14 protein-coding genes are annotated in these 14799 nt (G+C 70.2%); 11 read left to right on the forward strand and 3 right to left on the reverse strand.

Going from position 1 to position 14799, the window contains the following annotated elements:
• Positions 1-268: 268 nt before the first annotated feature.
• On the reverse strand, positions 269-1915 hold the full coding sequence (gene groL / locus G7A99_RS06930; protein ID WP_018717578.1) for a chaperonin GroEL: 1647 nt from the start codon (positions 1913-1915) through the stop codon (positions 269-271).
• A 58-nt stretch (positions 1916-1973) separates the two neighbouring features.
• Entirely contained in the window at positions 1974-2264 is a 291-nt protein-coding gene (locus tag G7A99_RS06935) for a co-chaperone GroES (RefSeq protein ID WP_018717579.1), read from the reverse strand.
• Positions 2265-2511: 247 nt separating this feature from the next.
• On the opposite strand from G7A99_RS06935, the gene cutA reads away from it, so the two are divergent.
• The 6 genes from cutA to accC all read left to right on the forward strand — a co-directional run bounded on the left by cutA (position 2512) and on the right by accC (position 7726).
• Positions 2512-2847, forward strand: coding sequence for a divalent-cation tolerance protein CutA (gene cutA / locus G7A99_RS06940; RefSeq protein ID WP_018717580.1), 336 nt, complete (start codon positions 2512-2514; stop codon positions 2845-2847).
• 38 nt (positions 2848-2885) lie between these two features.
• Positions 2886-4769, forward strand: coding sequence for a protein-disulfide reductase DsbD (gene dsbD, locus G7A99_RS06945; protein WP_163139298.1), 1884 nt, complete (start codon positions 2886-2888; stop codon positions 4767-4769).
• 8 nt (positions 4770-4777) lie between these two features.
• A complete protein-coding gene (locus G7A99_RS06950) occupies positions 4778-5284 on the forward strand; it encodes a TlpA disulfide reductase family protein (protein WP_018717582.1) in 507 nt (168 codons plus the stop codon).
• Positions 5285-5431: 147 nt separating this feature from the next.
• A complete protein-coding gene (aroQ, locus tag G7A99_RS06955; RefSeq protein WP_018717583.1) occupies positions 5432-5875 on the forward strand; it encodes a type II 3-dehydroquinate dehydratase in 444 nt (147 codons plus the stop codon).
• A 6-nt stretch (positions 5876-5881) separates the two neighbouring features.
• Positions 5882-6349, forward strand: coding sequence for an acetyl-CoA carboxylase biotin carboxyl carrier protein (gene accB, locus G7A99_RS06960; RefSeq protein WP_018717584.1), 468 nt, complete (start codon positions 5882-5884; stop codon positions 6347-6349).
• Positions 6350-6382: 33 nt separating this feature from the next.
• Positions 6383-7726: an acetyl-CoA carboxylase biotin carboxylase subunit gene (accC, locus tag G7A99_RS06965; protein WP_018717585.1), complete on the forward strand. Its 1344-nt coding sequence runs from the start codon at positions 6383-6385 to the stop codon at positions 7724-7726.
• A 9-nt stretch (positions 7727-7735) separates the two neighbouring features.
• Here the strand turns inward: accC and G7A99_RS06970 are convergent, their stop codons facing one another.
• The gene (locus G7A99_RS06970; protein WP_163139299.1) at positions 7736-8530 is read right to left on the reverse strand and encodes a sulfite exporter TauE/SafE family protein; all 795 of its coding nucleotides are present in this window, start codon (positions 8528-8530) and stop codon (positions 7736-7738) included.
• Between the two features lie 248 nt (positions 8531-8778).
• On the opposite strand from G7A99_RS06970, the gene G7A99_RS06975 reads away from it, so the two are divergent.
• The 5 genes from G7A99_RS06975 to G7A99_RS06995 all read left to right on the forward strand — a co-directional run.
• Positions 8779-9738, forward strand: a complete 960-nt coding sequence (locus G7A99_RS06975) for a complex I NDUFA9 subunit family protein (RefSeq protein WP_163139300.1) — start codon at positions 8779-8781, stop codon at positions 9736-9738.
• An 11-nt stretch (positions 9739-9749) separates the two neighbouring features.
• The gene (locus G7A99_RS06980) at positions 9750-10982 is read left to right on the forward strand and encodes a multifunctional CCA addition/repair protein (RefSeq protein ID WP_018717588.1); all 1233 of its coding nucleotides are present in this window, start codon (positions 9750-9752) and stop codon (positions 10980-10982) included.
• A gap of 41 nt (positions 10983-11023) precedes the next feature.
• Positions 11024-12916 (forward strand): biosynthetic arginine decarboxylase, encoded by a 1893-nt coding sequence (gene speA / locus G7A99_RS06985; protein ID WP_018717589.1) that lies wholly within the window; start codon positions 11024-11026, stop codon positions 12914-12916.
• Positions 12913-13797, forward strand: a complete 885-nt coding sequence (locus tag G7A99_RS06990; protein WP_018717590.1) for an NAD(P)-dependent oxidoreductase — start codon at positions 12913-12915, stop codon at positions 13795-13797. Before speA ends, G7A99_RS06990 begins: the two co-directional genes overlap by 4 nt.
• A gap of 174 nt (positions 13798-13971) precedes the next feature.
• Positions 13972-14799 (forward strand): lysylphosphatidylglycerol synthase transmembrane domain-containing protein (locus G7A99_RS06995; protein ID WP_163139301.1); only part of this gene is annotated, 828 nt, incomplete at its 3' end.

The following is a 14799-nucleotide window of genomic DNA, read 5'->3' on the forward strand; positions in this document are numbered from 1 at the left end:
GACATTCCGGCGCGGTCATTGAAGATGTCGCACACGGCCCGCGGCCGTGCACGACCTACCGGTCTGCCTGGAGCGGCTGAGCCACGGTAGAGGCCGAGCCGCCGCGATTCCGGGTAGGTCCGGCTGCGCCTGGCAACCGACAGACAGCCGCGGTGGTGTCGCCCGGCCTGTCGGGTCGGTGCTCATGTGCAGGGGCGATGAACCAAAAAAAAGCCCCGCGCGGGGCGGGGCTTTCGTACGGCTCGGGTGTGTGAGCCGGACGGCGGGCTTACATCATGCCCATACCGCCCATGCCACCCATGCCGCCCATGTCGCCGGCACCGCCGTCGTCCTTCTCCTCAGGGTGCTCGGCCACCATGCACTCGGTGGTGATCATGAGGCCGGCCACGGAGGCGGCGTTCTGCAGCGCGGTGCGGGTGACCTTGGTCGGGTCGAGGATGCCGAACTCGACCATGTCACCGTACTCCCCGGTCTGGGCGTTGTAGCCGTAGTTGCCCTCGCCCGCGAGGATGGCGTTGACCACGACCGCCGCGTCCTGACCCGCGTTGGTCACGATCTGGCGCAGCGGCTCCTCGATGGCACGGCGCACGAGTGCGACGCCCATGTCCTGGTCGTGGTTGTCGCCCTTGACGCTCTCCAGGGCCTTGAGGGTGCGCAGCAGCGCGACGCCGCCGCCGGGCACGATGCCCTCCTCGACGGCCGCACGGGTCGCGTGCAGGGCGTCCTCGACGCGGGCCTTCTTCTCCTTCATCTCGACCTCGGTGGCGGCACCCACCTTGATCACGGCAACGCCGCCGGCGAGCTTGGCCACGCGCTCCTGGAGCTTCTCGCGGTCGTAGTCGGAGGAGGCGTCCTCGATCTGGGTGCGGATCTGGTCCACACGGGCCTTGATGTCGTCGGCACGGCCACCGCCGCTGACGATGGTGGTCTCTTCCTTGGTGATGTTCGCCTTCTTGGCGGTGCCGAGCTCCTCGAGGGTCGCCTTCTCGAGGGTCAGGCCGACCTCCTCGGAGATCACGGTGCCGCCGGTGAGCACGGCGATGTCCTGGAGCATGGCCTTGCGGCGGTCACCGAAGCCGGGCGCCTTGACGGCGGCGACCTTGACGATGCCGCGCATGCTGTTGACCACCAGGGTCGCCAGCGCCTCGCCCTCGATGTCCTCGGCGACGATCAGCAGCGGGCGGTTGGACTTGGCGACGTTCTCCAGCAGCGGCAGAAGCTCGCGGATGTTGGAGATCTTCTTGTCGCAGAGGAGGATGTAGGGGTCCTCGAGCTCCGCGGACATGCTCTGCTGGTTGTTGATGAAGTAGGGGCTGAGGTAGCCGCGGTCGAACTGCATGCCCTCGACCACGTCCAGCTCGTTGTCGAGCCCGGAGCCCTCTTCGACGGTGATGACGCCTTCCTTGCCGACCTTGTTCATCGCGTCGGCGATGATCTTGCCGATCTCGTCATCGGAGTTCGCGGAGATCGTGCCGACCTGGGCGATCGCCTTGTCGGTGTCGCAGGGCTTGGAGAGATCGCGCAGGGCCTCGGTGGCCGCACCGGTGGCCTTGTCGATGCCGCGCTTGAGGTCCATCGGGTTCATGCCCGCGGTCACGCCCTTGAAGCCCTCGCGGAGGATGGCGTTGGCGAGCACGGTCGCGGTGGTGGTGCCGTCACCGGCGCTGTCGGAGGTCTGGGAGGCGACCTCCTTGACCATCTGCGCGCCCATGTTCTCGAACTTGTCCTTGAGCTCGATCTCCTTGGCGACGGAGACGCCGTCCTTGGTGACGGTCGGCGCGCCGAAGCTCTTCTCGAGGACCACGTTGCGGCCCTTCGGGCCGAGGGTGACCTTCACCGCGTTCGCGAGGGTGTTGACCCCCTTGGCCATGCGCTGACGGGCGTCGTCGGCGAAGCGTACGTCTTTAGCTGCCATTGTGCTCTCTACCTCTTATCCGGTTATCCGATCGGGGATGTTTCGCTGCCGGGACCGTTCAGTCCTCGATGACGGCCATGACGTCGTCCTCGCGCATGACGAGGACATCCTCGTCACCGAGCTTGACCTCGGTGCCGGAGAACTTGCCGAACAGGACCTTGTCGCCGACCTTGATGTCCAGCGGACGAACCTCGCCGTTGTCCAGGCGCTTGCCGGTGCCCACGGCGACGACCTCGCCACGGATCGGCTTCTCGGCCGCGGTGTCGGGGATGACGATGCCGCCGGGGGAGGTGCGCTCTTCCTCCTGGCGCTTGACCACTACGCGATCGTGAAGAGGACGCAGATTCATCGCTCGTCTCCTTTAAAGGCTTGTTCCACGATGTGTTTGTCTGATGCCCGGCAAGTCCGTTGTTAGCACTCGCCACAGGTGAGTGCTAATGATAGTCAGCTCATCGGGTCAGTCAATAGCCGTGCGCCCGTGTCAGCGGCGGCGCCCCGGCGTGCCGCTGTGGGTTGGGGTGGCGATGGTACAATTCAACCGCCGCGCCGCCGCCGGGCGGCATCCGTTCCCGCAAAACCGGCCAGTGGAGGTCCCCGTGTCCGAGCCGCATCTCGTCGCGCTGTCCACCTGTCCCGACCGCGAGACCGCCGAGCGCATCGCCGACGCCCTGGTCGGCGGTCATCACGCCGCCTGCGTGAACATCATCCCTGGACTGACCTCCGTGTACCGCTGGGCCGGGGAGGTGCACCACGACCCGGAGCTGCTGCTGGTGGCGAAGACTACCCGCGAGGCCTTTCCGCGCCTGGAGGCGGCGATCCGCGAGAACCATCCGGATGAACTTCCGGAGATCATCGCGGTCCCCATAGCCGCGGGCCTGGCGGGTTATCTGCAGTGGGTCACGGAGCAGACCGCCGGGGCCGCCGCGGACTGAGGTCCGCGCAAGCACCGAATCCGGCGATGGCGGAGGCCATGCAAGACACCCGCGACGACATATCCCCGGGCGGCCCGGCGCCGCGCCTGTGCTGCCGGCTCGCCCTGCTGTTGGCGCTGCTCTTCACGCTCGTCGCCCCCGCGCAGGCGGGCGTGCTTTCCGACACGGTCGGCGGCCAGCGCGACCTGCTGCCCGTGGAGCAGGCCTTTCCGCTGTCCGTTGAGCGCGTCTCCGAGGACCGCATCGTGGCGACCTGGTCCGTCCAGGACGGCTACTATCTCTACCGGGACAAGATCGCGTTCCGCACCACCGGTGGTGACGATGCCGTGGTCCGCGTGGAGCGTCCGCCGGCGGAGATCGAGGAGGACCCCTATTTCGGCGAGGTGGGGATCTACCGCGAGCCGGTGTCGATGTCCATCTACGTCGACCGCGCCGGGCCGCTGACCCTGGAGGCGGACTACCAGGGCTGCTCCGAGACCGGTGTGTGCTATCCGCCGGCGACCACCACCGTTTCCGTGCCCGCCGCGGGCGCGGGGGGCGGCGGCCCGGCTGCCGCTGCCGGGGTGTTCGGTGGCACGCTGGGCAATACGCTCGCGAGTGGCCGGGTGCTCCCGGTGCTCGGCGGCTTCTTCGTCGCCGGTCTGCTGCTCGCGTTCACCGCCTGTCTCTACCCGATGGTGCCCATCCTTTCCGGGCTGATCGCCGGCGACAGCCGCCGCACCGGCTGGCGGGCGTTCTGGCTGTCACTGGTCTACATCGAGGCCACCGCCGTGACCTACGCCCTCGCCGGCGTGCTCGCCGGGCTGTCCGGGGCGGCGGTGCAGGCGCAGATGCAGGGGCCGTGGGTGCTCGGCGGCTTCATTGCGCTGCTGGTGGTGATGGCGCTGGCCATGTTCGGCGTCATCAACTTCCAGCTCCCGAGTGGCTGGCAGACCCGGCTGACCGCGCTCTCCCACCGCCAGCGCGGCGGCACGGTCGTCGGCGTACTGGTGATGGGAGTGCTCTCGGCGCTGATCGTCGGTGCCTGCTCGGGGCCGGCGCTGATCGCCGCGCTCGCCTACATCGGCACCACCGGCAATGCCTGGCTCGGCGGGCTGGCGCTGTTCGTCCTCGCCAACGGCATGGGCGTGCCGCTGCTGGTGGTGGGGACCGCCGCCGGACGCTGGCTGCCGAAGGCGGGCCCGTGGATGCAGGCCGTGCGTGCCGGCGGGGGCGTGCTCCTCCTTGCCGTGGCCATCTACCTGCTGGACCGGCTCGTCCCCGGTGCGCTGACGCTCGGCCTCTGGGGCGTGCTGCTGATCGGCTGTGGCGTGTTCATCGGCGCCTTTGACCGCCTCGGGCCCGGTGCGTCGGCGTCCCGGCGCCTGCGCAAGGCCGGCGGCCTGGTCCTCGCGCTGTGGGGAACGGTCGCGCTGGTCGGGGCGTCCGCGGGGGGCGACGACCTCTGGCGGCCGTTGGCGTCGCTGGAGGCGGACGCCGGTACGCCGGCCGTGGTGGCGGCGCAGGAGGGCGGTGATGCGGGCGCGGCGCGTTCGTCCGCCGGTGGCTTCCGCGAGGTGGCCGATCTCGCCGGTCTGCGTGATGCGCTCGCCGACGCCCGTGCCGCGGGCGAGCCCGCCCTGGTGGACTTCTATGCCGACTGGTGCGTTTACTGCATCAAGCTCGACGAGGAGACGTTCTCCAGTGCGCGGGTGCGCGAGCGCCTCGCCGACGCCCGGCTGCTGCGGGTGGACGTCACCGAGATGGACGCCACGGACAAGCGGTTGCTGGAGCGCTACGACGTCTACCTGCCGCCGGCGGTGATGCTCTTCGGGGCCGACGGCGAGGAGCGTCGCGAGCTCCGGGTGGTGGGCTTCGTGGGCCCGGACGAGTTCCTGGGCCGGCTGGCCCGGGCCTGGGATGACGACGGGGCCGCGGGATGATGCGACACATGCGCCGGACCATCTATATCGCGCTCGCCGTCCTCCTCGGCGTCGCCATCGGCGCCGGCGGGCTGGTCTGGTACCAGCAGCGCCAGCCGGAGATGCGCCCGGTGTTCTCGCTGCCGGGGCTCGACGGCGAGCGTCACGCCATCACCGAGTGGGACGGGCAGGTGATCGTGCTCAACTTCTGGGCGAGCTGGTGTCCACCGTGCCGCGAGGAGATCCCGCTGTTCAACGAGCTGCAGTCGCGCTTCGGCGACGTGCGCTTCCTCGGCGTGGCGGTGGACCGGCTGGACGCGGTGAGGCGGTTCATGGACGAGCAGCCGCTGAAATACCCCACCCTTCACGGCCTCGGCATGGCCATGGATGTGCAGGCCCGTTACGGCAACGATGCGGGTACGCTGCCCTACACCGTGGTCATTGACCGCGAGGGGCGCATACGCCACATCTTCGCCCGCCAGGTTCACCGCGGCGAGCTTGCGCCGATCCTGGAAGAGCTCTCCGGCGGGGGTTGATCGCGCCTTTCCGCTGCCGCGAAATGGCTGCCAAAAGCGGCGAAAAGGCGGGGAAATCCGGGCAATTGGACAAACCCGTTTCAGGCGTTCAGAATACGCGGCTGACGACAGCCATCGGGTATGGCTGTCGCCATTCGAGGAAGGGCAATGGCGACGCTACTGCTGATCAACGGTCCCAATCTCAACCTGCTCGGCCGGCGGGAGCCGGCGCACTACGGGCAGGCGAGCCTCGAGTCCATCGAGAAGGGCCTTGTTGGGCGGGCGCGGGCGGCCGGCAGCGAGCTGGCGTGCTTCCAGAGCAACGCCGAGCACGAGATCGTCGAGCGCATCCACCGCGCCGCGGACGATGCCGTGGATTTTATCATCATCAATCCGGCGGCGTTCACCCACACCAGCGTGGCCATCCGTGATGCACTCCTCGGAGTGGCGATCCCGTTCATCGAGGTCCACCTCTCCAACGTGCATGCGCGTGAGCCCTTCCGCCGGCATTCCTATCTCTCCGATCGTGCCGTGGGGGTGATCGCCGGCCTCGGCGCGGACGGCTATGAATACGCCTTGGACGCAGCGCTTCGGCGTGCGGGACAGGACTGATAACTCATGGATATTCGCAAGATCAAGCGCCTCATCGAGCTGCTCGAGGAATCGGGCATCAACGAAATCGAGATCTGCGAGGGCGAGGAGTCGGTGCGCATCAGCCGCGGCGCTCCGGACGCCCCGGCGGCGCCGGTACACTACCAGATGCCGCCCCAGGCGGCGGCCCCGCCCGCAGCCGCCCCCGCCGCGCCGGCGGCGGACGGGCCTTCCGGCGAGGCGGCGCCCGCCGAGCCCACCGGCCACACGGTGCGCTCGCCCATGGTGGGGACCTTCTACCGTTCCCCGTCGCCGGGCTCGACGGCGTTCGTCGAGGAGGGGCAGCAGGTCGAGGTCGGCGATACGCTGTGCATCATCGAGGCCATGAAGATGCTCAACCAGATCGAGGCCGACAAGGCCGGCACGGTGCGCAGTATCCTCGTCGAGAACGGCCAGCCCGTGGAGTTCGACCAGGCGCTGTTCGTCATCGACTGAGCGTGCGCCCCCACTCGCTAACGGATAGTCAACATGCTGGATAAAGTCGTCATCGCGAACCGCGGCGAGATCGCCCTGCGTATCCTGCGCGCCTGCCGCGAGCTCGGCGTGCGAACCGTGGCCGTGCACTCCAGTGCCGACCGCGAGCTCAAGCACGTGCGCCTTGCCGACGAGTCGGTGTGCATCGGCCCGCCCCCGTCCGGGGAGAGCTATCTCAACATCCCCGCGATCATCTCCGCGGCGGAGGTCACCGACGCGGTCGCCATCCATCCCGGCTACGGCTTCCTCTCGGAGAACGCCGACTTCGCCGAGCGTGTGGAGAACTCCGGGTTCGTGTTCATCGGCCCGCGCGCGGAGACCATCCGCATGATGGGCGACAAGGTCTCGGCGATCGAGGCCATGAAGGAGGCGGGGATCCCCTGTGTGCCGGGCTCGGGCGGTCCCCTCGGCGAGGACAGCGAGGAGAACCTGGCCACCGCCGCGCGCATCGGCTATCCGGTGATCATCAAGGCGGCCGCCGGTGGCGGCGGGCGCGGCATGCGCGTGGTGCGCAGCGAGGCGAACCTCCTGCACGCGATCTCCGTGACCCGGGCCGAGGCGCAGAACTCCTTCGGCAGCGACGTCGTCTACATGGAGAAGTACCTGGACGACCCGCGCCACGTGGAGATCCAGGTGCTCGCCGACCAGCACGGCAACGCCATCCACCTCGGCGAGCGCGACTGCTCCATGCAGCGCCGCCACCAGAAGGTGATCGAGGAGAGCCCCGCGCCGGGGCTCACGCCGGAGCAGCGTCGCGACATCGGCGAGCGCTGCGCCGAGGCCTGCCGGCAGCTCGGCTACCGTGGTGCCGGCACCTTCGAGTTCCTCTACCAGGACGGGCGCTTCTACTTCATCGAGATGAATACCCGCATCCAGGTGGAGCACCCGATCACCGAGCAGGTCACCGGCGTGGACCTGGTCGCCGAGCAGCTGCGCGTCGCTGCCGGCGAGCCGCTGCGCTACCGCCAGGAGGACATCACCTGGCGCGGCCACGCCATCGAGTGCCGGATCAACGCGGAGGATCCGCGCTCGTTCATCCCGTCACCGGGCAAGATCACCCAGTTCCACGCCCCGGGCGGGCCGGGCGTGCGGGTGGACTCGCACATCTACTCCAGCTACGTGGTGCCGCCCCACTACGACTCCATGATCGGCAAGATCATCACCTGGGCGGACGACCGCGACAGCGCCATCGCGCGCATGCGCACCGCGCTCACGGAGCTGGTCGTGGACGGCGTGAAGACCAACGCGGAACTCCACCTGGACCTGCTCAGCGACTCCGCCTTCCGTGCCGGCGGCACCAATATCCACTACCTGGAGAAGAAGCTGGGCCTGGGCTGAGGCCGGCCCTCAGCCCCAGAGCAGGCGCACGCCGACCACCACCAGCAGCAGCGCGAAGGCGCGCTTGAGGATGTGCTGGGGCAGGCGGCTGGCGAGCCGCGCCCCCACCGGCGCGAGCAGCACGCTGGCGGCGGCGAGTCCGGCCACCGCCGGCCAGTACACGAAGCCGGTCGCGCCGCTCGGCAGCTCGCTGGTGGCGTGGATACCGCCGGAGATGACGAAGCCCAGCGATCCCGCCAGGGCGATGGGCAGGCCCGCCGCCGCGGAGGTACCCACGGCGTAGCGCATGGGCACGCCGCACCAGGCGAGGAAGGGCACCGTGAGGCTGCCGCCGCCGATGCCCACGATGCTCGAGATCACCCCGAAACCCACGCCGGTGGAGGCGAGCCCGGCGTGCCCCGGTACCTGCCGGTGGGCCGGCGGCTGGCCACCGAGGGCCATGCGCAGCGCCATCACCACCGCGAAGATGCCGAATATGCTGCGCAGCATCTCCCCGGGCATCATGCCCGCGATCTGGGCGCCGCCGATCGCGCCGACGGCGAGCCCCGCGGCCAGCGGTCGCCAGACGGCCCAGCGGATGTTGCCGAGCCGCGCGTGGGCGCGCAGCGAGGACAGCGAGGTGACGATGATGGTGGCCAGCGAGCTGCCGACCGCGAGGTGGGTGGCGATGTCCGTGCTCAGGCCCTGTAGCGCGAACACGCCGAGCAGGGTGGGGACGATGATCAGCCCGCCGCCGATGCCGAACAGGCCGGAGGCGAAGCCGGCGGCAGCGCCGGTCAGCAGGTAGGCGATCAGGGTTTCCAAGGGACCTCCCGGTTTGCCGCGTCGGGTGGCGCCGGGCCGGCGCCGCCGGCCCAGTATCGCAGATCATGGCTGGCGGCGGGTGGGCCCGGACATGTGGCTTTCCGCGGCGGAAGGTCCTGTCCAGCGGTTTCCCTCGGGGCCCGCACGTGCCCGGGGGGCAACGCGCGGACCGGCCGGGGCATGACAATACCGCTGGAAAGATTAGTACAATAGGCGCCAGCTATATCATCGATAGGGGGCTTGAACCCATGCGCGTGGACTCCGTCTGCATCCTCGGCGGCTCCGGCTTCGTCGGCCGGCACATCGCCAACCGCCTCGCGAACACCCCGGTGCGTATCCGGGTGATCACCACCAATCGCGAGCGCAGCCGGCACCTGCTGCCCATCCCCAACCTGGAGCTGGTGGAGGCGGACATCCACGATGCGGACACCCTGCGCCGGGAGATCTCCGGTTTCGATGCCGTGATCAACCTGGTCGGCGTGCTCAACGACGAGCCGGGCCGGGGGCGCGGCTTCGACGAGGTCCATGTACGCCTGGTGCGCAACCTGGTCGAGGGGGCCCGTGCCGCCGGCGTGAAGCGGCTGCTGCACATGAGCGCCCTGGGTGCCGCCCCCGAGGCGCCGAGCCGTTACCAGCAGACCAAGGCCGAGGGCGAGCGTATCGCCATGGAGGCCAATCGTGCGGGCTTCGGGGTCACGGTCTTCCGCCCGTCGGTGATTTTCGGGCCGGAGGACAACTTCCTCAATCAGTTCGCCACCATGCTGCGCATGGCGCCGTTCCTGCCGCTGCCCACCCCCGAGGCGCGGTTCAAGCCGGTGTACGTGGGTGACGTGGCCCAGGCGTTCGTGAACTGCCTCAACGATCCGGACACCTTCGGCGAGCGCTACGAGCTGTGCGGGCCGTCGGTCTATACCCTGCGCGAGCTGGTGAGCTACTGCGCCGAGCTGATCGGCACGAACAAGCCCATCATCGGTCTCTCCGACCGGCTCTCGCGGCTGCAGGCGCGGGTGATGGAGCGCGTGCCCGGCAAGCCCTACTCCATGGACAACTACCTCTCCAGCCAGGTGGACAACGTCTGCAGCGACGACGGCCTGGCCCGGCTGGGGATCCATCCCACCGCCGTGGAGGCGGTGGTGCCGATGTACGTCGGCCGGCGACGCCAGCGACAGTACTACAACCGCTTCCGCCGCAGCGCCCGCCGGGTCTGAGGCGGGGCGCCGTGCGCGCGTATCTCGTCGGCGGTGCGGTGCGCGACCGGCTCCTCGGGCTGGCGGTGCACGAGCGCGACTGGGTGGTGGTCGGCGCCACCCCCGAGGAGATGCGCGAGGCCGGCTATGAGCCGGTGGGCCGGGAGTTCCCGGTCTTCCTGCACCCGCGGACCCGCGAGGAGTACGCGCTGGCGCGCACCGAGCGCAAGACCGCGCGGGGCTATCACGGCTTCGAGTTCCACGCCGCGCCGGACGTGACCCTGGAGCAGGACCTCGCCCGGCGCGATCTCACCGTCAACGCGATGGCGCAGGACGGGGACGGCACCGTCGTCGATCCCTACGGCGGTCGCGCCGACCTCGACGCACGGCTGCTGCGTCACGTCTCCCCCGCCTTCCGCGAGGACCCGGTACGGATCCTGCGCCTGGCGCGCTTCGCCGCGCGCTTCGCGCCGCTCGGTTTTCGCGTGGCGGAGGAGACCCTGGCCCTGTGCCGGGAGATGGTCGAGGCCGGCGAGGTGGACGCGCTGGTCCCCGAGCGGGTCTGGCAGGAGTTCAGCCGGGCGCTGGTCAGCGACGCGCCCAGCGCCTTCGTGCGCGTGCTGCGCGAGTGTGGTGCCCTGGCCGTGCTGCTGCCCGAGGTCGACCGCCTCTTCGGTGTGCCCCAGCGCGCGGACTACCACCCGGAGATCGATACCGGCGAGCACGTCCTGATGTCGCTGGACGCCTGCGTGGGGCTCAGCGACGAGCTCGCCACCCGTTTCGCCGTGCTGGTCCACGACCTGGGCAAGGGCGAGACCCCGGGCGACGAGCTGCCCCGTCACCGCGGCCACGAGGCGCGCGGGGTACCATTGGTCGATGCCGTGTGCGAGCGACTGCGGGTGCCCAACGCCTGCCGGGACACCGCCCGGGGCGTGACCCGTCACCACCTGCTCGCCCACCAGGCCCTGACGCTGCGGCCAGCGCGGGTGGTGAAGCTGTTCTCGGAGCTGGACGCCTTCCGCAAGCCGGAGCGCCTGACACGCTTCATCGACGCCTGCACCGCGGATGCACGGGGGCGCACCGGTTTCGCCGACAGCGAGTATCCTCAGGGACGCTATCTGCGGGACGCCTTCGGGGCCGCCTGCGGGGTCACCGCCCGGCCCTTCGTCGAGCAGGGCCTGAAGGGGCCGGCCATCGCCGAGGCCATGGCCGACGCCCGTGCGCGGGCCGTGGCGGCGGTCCGCGAGGACTGGCGGGCCGCGTGAACGCCGCTGCCCCGCGGGGCGGCCACATCCAGGAGTCAGCGATGCCTCACACGCCGGCGGAGACCGCCCGCGAGACCTATAATGTCGCCCACTGGGGCGAGGGCTACTTCGACGTCACCGACAGCGGCCGCGTCGTGGCCCGGCCCCGGCGTGGCGCCGGTCCGGCGGTGGACCTCTACGAGGTGGTTGAGGCCGCCCGCCGCCAGGGCCTGGACCTGCCCGTGCTGGTCCGCTTCGTGGACATTCTCCACGACCGCGTTCAGCGCCTGTGCACCGCATTCGCCGCGGCGATGGCGGCGGAGGGCTACGGCGGCCGCCACACCGCCGTGTATCCGATCAAGGTGAACCAGCAGCGCCGGGTGGTGGAGGAGATCGTCGCCGCCCATGAGCGCGTAGGCCTGGAGGCGGGCAGCAAGCCCGAGCTCATGGCGGTGCTCGCCGTCGCCCCGGCAGGGGCGCGGGTGATCTGCAACGGCTACAAGGACCGCGAGTACGTGCGTCTGGCGCTGCGCGCCCGGCAGCTCGGCCTGGACGTCCATGTGGTGGTGGAGAAGCTCTCGGAGCTGACGCTGCTGCTGGAGGAGGCCGACCGCCTCGGCGTCGCCCCGGCGCTGGGCGTGCGCATCCGCCTCGCCTCCATCGGCGAGGGCATGTGGCAGAACACCGGCGGGGAACGCTCCAAGTTCGGGCTCACTGCCGCCCAGGCGCTGGCGGTGGTGGACCGCCTCGCCGAAGCCGGCCATCTCGATGCCCTCGGTCTGGTGCATTTTCACCTGGGCTCGCAGATCCCGAACATCGGCGATATCCAGCGCGGCATGCGCGAGGCGGCGCGTCACTATGCCGCGCTGCGGGGCCTGGGCGCGCCGGTTCACTGCGTGGACGTCGGCGGCGGCCTGGGCGTGGACTACGAGGGTACGCGATCGCGCAGCTTCTGCTCGATGAACTACTCGCTGGAGGAGTACGCGGCCAACATCGTGCGCACCCTGCGCGAGGTCTGTGACGAGCAGGCGCTGCCGCACCCGGACGTGGTCACGGAATCCGGCCGTGCCATGACCGCGCATCACGCGGTGCTGGTCACGGACGTGATCGACGTGGACGGCTTCGACGGCGACGCCGGACCGGATGCCCCGGAGGCGGATGCCCCCGCGGTGATCCGTGACCTCTGGCAGGGCTACCGGCAAGGCGCCTCGCGCTCGCCGCTGGAGGTCTATCACGATGCCTGCAATGCCCTGGAGGAGGCCCAGGGCATGTACAACCACGGCCTGCTCGGGCTGGCCGGGCGGGCCCAGGCGGAGCGCTACTACCAGGCGACCTGCCGCAGCGTGCTGGCGCGGCTGGACCCGTCAGTGCGCGCTCACCGAGAGGTGCTCGACACCCTGCGCGAGCGCCAGGCCGGCAAGCTCTTCGCCAATCTGTCGCTGTTCCAGTCGATGCCGGACATCTGGGCCATCGACCAGATCTTCCCGATCCTGCCCGTGCACCGGCTGGACGAGCCGCTCTCGGCCCGCGCCGTGCTCCAGGATCTCACCTGCGATTCCGACGGGGCGGTGCACCTCTACGTCGATCGCGACGGCGTGGAGAGCACCCTGCGCGTGCCGCCCTGGCGGCCGGGCACGCCGCTGGTGCTCGGGGTCTTCCTCGTCGGGGCCTATCAGGAGATCCTCGGCGACATGCACAATCTTTTCGGCGACACGGACGCGGTGAACGTCGTCCTCGAGAACGGCGGGTGGCGGCTGTCCGAGCCCGCGGGGGGCGAGAGCGTGGCCGCCGTGCTGCGCCACGTCCACTTCGAGGCGGAGGCGATGCTGCAGGCCTACCGCCGCCGGGTCGACGGTTCGGGCCTGGACGAGGCCACCCGCGCCGCGTGTCTCCGGGAGCTCGGGGCGGGCCTTCAGGGCTCGACCTACCTACGCGATAGAGGAGGACTGCCATGAAGGTGGGCATGATCGGCCTCGGCGCCATGGGCGTCGGCATGGCCCGGAACCTGGCCCGTCACGACCTGCTGGGTGCCGTGTGGAACCGCACCGCCGCCAAGGCGGACGCCCTGGCGCAGGAGCTCGGCGTGATGGCGGCACCGGACCCGGCGGCGGTAGCCGCGGAATGCGAGGTGGTGCTGACCTGCGTGTCTGCCGACGCGGACGTGCTGGAGATGGTGGATGCACTGCGCGAGGGGCTGCAGCCCGGCGGGGTGGTGGTGGACACCTCCACCATCAGCGTCGCCACGGTGAAGACCGCCGCGGAGCGGATCGCCGACGCCGGCGGGCGTTTCCTGGACGCGCCGGTGTCCGGCGGGCGCGAGGGTGCGGAGAACGGTCAGCTCGTGGTCATGGCCGGCGGCGACGCCGAGGCCCTGGTGCAGGCGATGCCGGCACTGGAGGCCATCGGCAAGTCGGTCACGCACATGGGCGAGTCCGGCAGCGGCCAGGCCACCAAGGCGGTGAACCAGATCATGGTTGCCGGCATCAACCAGGCGGTGACCGAGGCCCTCGCCTTCGGCCAGGCCAGCGGCCTGGACATGGACCGTGTCATCGAGGTGGTCGGCGGCGGTGCCGCCGGCAACTGGTTCCTCAGCCACCGCGGCCCGACCATGGTGCGCGGCACCTTCGAGCCCGGCTTCAAGGCGGCGCTGCACCACAAGGACCTGGGCATCTGCCGGGAGATGCTCGAGCGCATGGGCGTGTCCCTGCCGGTGGTGGAGATGACGCTCAAGCACTACGAGCGGCTCATGGAGCAGGGCCACGGCGAGGAGGATATCTCCACGCTCTACCGCCTCAAGCAGGCGTTGTTCGAGGAGGGCAACCGCCGCTCTCTTTAGTGTGCAGGCTCGCGGACAGGCCTCCCCGACACGGTACGGGGCCTGTCCGCGGGCGCGCCGCTGGGGTAGGCTGTCGCCTTCACGATTTCCCCATATTCCCCGTGAAAAACGGCAGGCCATGCAACTGACAGCGATCCCGGGCCGCCGGCCCGCGAGCGACATCCGGGAGGCGGCGTGAGACGGCACTGGGTCATCGCGCTGATGGTGAGTGTGCTCGTCTCCGCGGCGATCCCCCTGTGGCTCGGCGGCGGCAGCCAACTGCTCCATGCCCTGGCGCGGTTCCCGCTGTGGGGGCTGGTGCCGCTGCTCACCATGGTCGCGCTGGGCTGGCTGTGCAACGCTTTCCGGCTGCGTATCCTCGCCGGCGCCTTCGGCCTGCACCTGCCCGTCGCGGAGGCGTTCAGCAAGGTCCTGAGCATCGAGTTCGCCGGCACCGCCACGCCGGCCTACACCGGTGGACCGGCCACCAACGTCTATCTGTTCACCCGCCGCGGCCTGGGGGTGCCCGAGGCCAGTGCGCTGGTGGTGCTCGACCAGATCGCGGATCTCGCGTTCTTCGCCACCTTCCTGCCGCTGGCGGCGTTGTTCGTAATCGGCGACGTGGCCATGGGCTGGGTGATTACCGCTGGCATCGTCGCCCCTGTCGGCTTCGCGCTGCTGCTGTGGCTGCCCCGGCACTACCGGGTGCTGGCGCTGGCGCTGGGGCGGATCTTCCGCCGCGTGCCCATGCTGCACCGCTATCGCTGGCGGCTGGGGCGGGCGCTGCTGCGCTTCCGCGCGGCGGTGCGGCTGATGCTGGGGCTGGGCCGGATGCGGCTGGCGGCGCTGTACGGCTTCTGCACGCTGCACTGGCTGCTGCGCTACGCGCTGGTGCCGACGATCTTCATGCTGCTGGACAACCCGCTGCCCTGGGCGTGGCTGTTCATCACCCAGGCGCTGTCGCTGATGGTCGGCCACCTGAGCCTGCTGCCCGGCGGCTCCGTGGGCGTGGAGGTGGGCTTC

This window comes from Arhodomonas sp. KWT, assembly GCF_010993615.1.

Coding starts and splice junctions, on each gene's coding strand:
- G7A99_RS06975 (WP_163139300.1), top strand. CDS start 8,779: ATGCGCGTGGACTCCGTCTGCATCCTCGGCGGCTCCGGCTTCGTCGGC.
- G7A99_RS06935 (WP_018717579.1), bottom strand. CDS start 2,264: ATGAATCTGCGTCCTCTTCACGATCGCGTAGTGGTCAAGCGCCAGGAG.
- groL (WP_018717578.1), bottom strand. CDS start 1,915: ATGGCAGCTAAAGACGTACGCTTCGCCGACGACGCCCGTCAGCGCATG.
- speA (WP_018717589.1), top strand. CDS start 11,024: ATGCCTCACACGCCGGCGGAGACCGCCCGCGAGACCTATAATGTCGCC.
- accB (WP_018717584.1), top strand. CDS start 5,882: ATGGATATTCGCAAGATCAAGCGCCTCATCGAGCTGCTCGAGGAATCG.
- G7A99_RS06950 (WP_018717582.1), top strand. CDS start 4,778: ATGCGCCGGACCATCTATATCGCGCTCGCCGTCCTCCTCGGCGTCGCC.
- aroQ (WP_018717583.1), top strand. CDS start 5,432: ATGGCGACGCTACTGCTGATCAACGGTCCCAATCTCAACCTGCTCGGC.
- G7A99_RS06990 (WP_018717590.1), top strand. CDS start 12,913: ATGAAGGTGGGCATGATCGGCCTCGGCGCCATGGGCGTCGGCATGGCC.
- accC (WP_018717585.1), top strand. CDS start 6,383: ATGCTGGATAAAGTCGTCATCGCGAACCGCGGCGAGATCGCCCTGCGT.
- dsbD (WP_163139298.1), top strand. CDS start 2,886: ATGCAAGACACCCGCGACGACATATCCCCGGGCGGCCCGGCGCCGCGC.